Source organism: Streptomyces sp. NPDC056480, assembly GCF_042795405.1.
Taxonomy (GTDB): domain Bacteria; phylum Actinomycetota; class Actinomycetes; order Streptomycetales; family Streptomycetaceae; genus Streptomyces.
The window spans coordinates 1-2,762 of record NZ_JBHTSA010000247.1 but is presented as its reverse complement, the minus strand read 5'-3'; the positions used below and the strand labels follow the sequence as shown (position 1 = coordinate 2,762).

Below are 2,762 nucleotides of genomic sequence, written 5' to 3'. Positions count from 1 at the left end.
TGAACAAGACCCATAACTCGTCTGGCACCAACCGCTCGATGAGATCCGTCATGCACGGCTCAACGAACGATCACACCATAAGAAACGACGTCTAAATGGGATCAGGCCCCGGAGCGGGTACCTCCGTCGGTGACATGAGCCTGGACACGGCCCGAACCGTCCGTTGAGCCGCGCAACTACAGGACGACCGGTGGTAGGAGCATGCGTGACAGTGGGTGACCCGTTCCGAGACGACGATGAGTGTGTCGAATATCCAGCCCTCAGCCAGCCCTAAGAACTGCTATCGGAATGACTTCAGGCGTCGCCAGCAGATGAGTGAGCAAGCGAGGCTGGGGAACGCTTCGTGGATGTCGTCGCGTACTTCTCGGCGGATCCGCAGCCGGCGGAACCAGTGCAGGTGGGCGAAGGTCCGCTCGACGGCCCAGCGGTCGGTGCCGAGGCCTGATCCGTGGGGGACTCCCCGTGTCGGGTGATGACGGGTCTGACGCCCAGGGCCCAGGCGAGTCGCCGGTACTTGTCGTGGTCGTAGCCGCGGTCGCCCAGCACGGTGTTGTGCCGGCGGCGGGGGCGGCCGCGTTTGCCCCGGACCGGCGGGACGGCCCGCGGCAGGGGAATGAACTGCGTGACATCGTTGCGGTTGCCCCCGGTCAGGGTGGCCGCAAGCGGAATGTCCGTGGCATCGGTGATCAGGTGGTGCTTGCTGCCGTTTCCGCCCCGGTCCACAGGGCTTCGTCCTGTCTTTGAGCCCCTTTTAACGCCCGTATGTGAGAGCCGTCGACCACGGCGCGGGAGAAGTCCAGAGCGTCCGCTCCGCAAAGACGCGCGAGGAGAGTCTCGTGCAGCCGCGGCCAGACGCCGGCTTCGGTCCACTCCGCCAGGCGGCGCCAGCAGGTCATGCCCGACCCGAAGCCCAGTTCCCGCGGGAGGTGTTCCCAGGCGGTCCCGGTGTGCGGCAGGAACAGGATGCCCTGGAACACCAGCCGGTCCGGATGCCGCTTCCGCCCCGGATGACGAGCCCGACGCTCCACCCTCGGCAGGAGCGGCTCGATCACCGCCCAGAGCTCATCATTGAGCTTCTTCAGCTTGCCCACCGATCGGGTGACCCACCTGAAGTGTCTGTGCAGGTCAGACCCTCTTGAGCGCCTCCGGCCGAACCCGAGTTGAAGAAGCTCATTGACTTCCCACGGCTTCCGCCGAGCCACCCGGCACCCCCGATCAACACCAGAGGGCCATCCAACCAGCCCGAAGATCATTTCGTTAGGGGTTGTAAGCCTCCAAGACTGAGCGGGCAGCATGACGGGCCGTGGTCGGCGCGAGCGGCGCACGCTTCAGAGGCAGGCTGAACGCGCCCTCCCATCGATACGGACTGCGGCACAGGATGCTGCTGCCCGCTACAGGGGATCGCGGTCGTCGTCCAGCTGCCATTTACTGCTCACAACGGCCGTTCTCCTCGCCTCAACCCGGAGGACACGGCTTGACCTTTGCTCCACCGGCGGGCGGCTGCCTTGGCAGTCCTGGCAGATCTTCCGCAGGTCCCGCTGCAGCCCCAACCGCATGACGTCAATCGCCAAGGCCGTCCTCACACTGGAGTTGCAACGCTGAAGAAGCTCTCTGATCTGAATGGATCGGCTGTCAGCTCGTTGTGGGATTGCCAGGACCCGTCCCGGCACCGGCAACGCGGTTGCTGCTGGTGTCTGCGTGCGGCTGGCTCGCGGGCGTGGCCATGAGGGCAGCCGCGTTAACCATGGCCGCCGTGGCGCTGGCCGCCGATGCTCCCTTCAGCATCGCTTTAGAATGAGCGGCCAGTACCTTGTACCACTTCATGACAGTCACTCCTGTTCGGCTGCCCTGTCGAGCGAGTGCCAGGGGTAGGGCTGCGGGGTATCTGAATGGCATTCCATGCTCTTGTGAGTCATTTTCAAGGATGAAGGGACAGGCCATGGATGGCCTGAGTAATCAATACTCATGTCTATTTAGGTGGCGATAAAGTCGCAATGAATGAAAGGGTGAGATTTTCGAATGGAGATGTTTCCGTTAGCGTGGAATACACTCCTCGGTGCTCTTCTCGATGCCGCGATAGGAGGCCCTATTCCTCTGAATTTTCCATGATTCAGTAGCTTGAACTCGACCGGTGCTGGATCTGTGGAACCGTTCCTGGGAGAGCGGGTCTGGGTGGGGGCCGTGGAGCCGGTTGGTGAACCGGGTGGACTCGCCAGCAAATCCGTCGTCTAACCGGATGATCATCGAGGGTTCGGCAATCGTCGCGTCTGCAGGGTCGGTTATCCGCAGGGCGTGGGTATCGCTCTGCCGGCGTCCGCGATGAACGCGTCGCGGACGTCTGATCTCTGATCCAGGGCCTCACAGGAAGCCCTGCGCAAGACAGGACCCCCCAGCCCGGGGGGAAGGCTTGGGTTCTAGTCAACGTCGCAGCCAGCCGCATCGTGGGCATCAACCGTCGAACGGGACAGGAATGGATCAGCAGACGCGGTGAACGCGTAAGGAACGCAAAGCGCGGCCGCCAGATGGTGCGGCTGGCGGTCCAGCCCTGGGCGGGAGGATGGAGCTCATGGTCTGGTATCACGCAGACCAGTCGCGTTGGTGGCAGTTACACGTGCTGAACTGGGAGGGGTTCCCGGGCCTCCGTTCTGCGTTGCGTGTGTGGCTCGGTTGCGGGGTTCGCTTGCTGCGGAGTGTCTGGGCAGGGGGTGGGCCTCCTGTGCTGTGGGGGAGTGGGGGGCGATGATCCCCTCGAGGTGTCCCGT

2 pseudogenes are annotated in these 2,762 nt (G+C 63.7%); one reads left to right on the top strand and one right to left on the bottom strand.

What is annotated here, in order from left to right:
* Positions 1-280: 280 nt before the first annotated feature.
* Positions 281-1,082 (bottom strand): annotated as a pseudogene (locus tag ACFQ79_RS40610) (IS5 family transposase).
* 427 nt (positions 1,083-1,509) lie between these two features.
* Here ACFQ79_RS40610 and ACFQ79_RS40605 point away from each other — a divergent pair.
* A pseudogene (locus tag ACFQ79_RS40605) lies at positions 1,510-1,602 on the top strand (IS5/IS1182 family transposase); the annotation flags it as partial.
* Between the last annotated feature and the right edge of the window lie 1,160 nt (positions 1,603-2,762).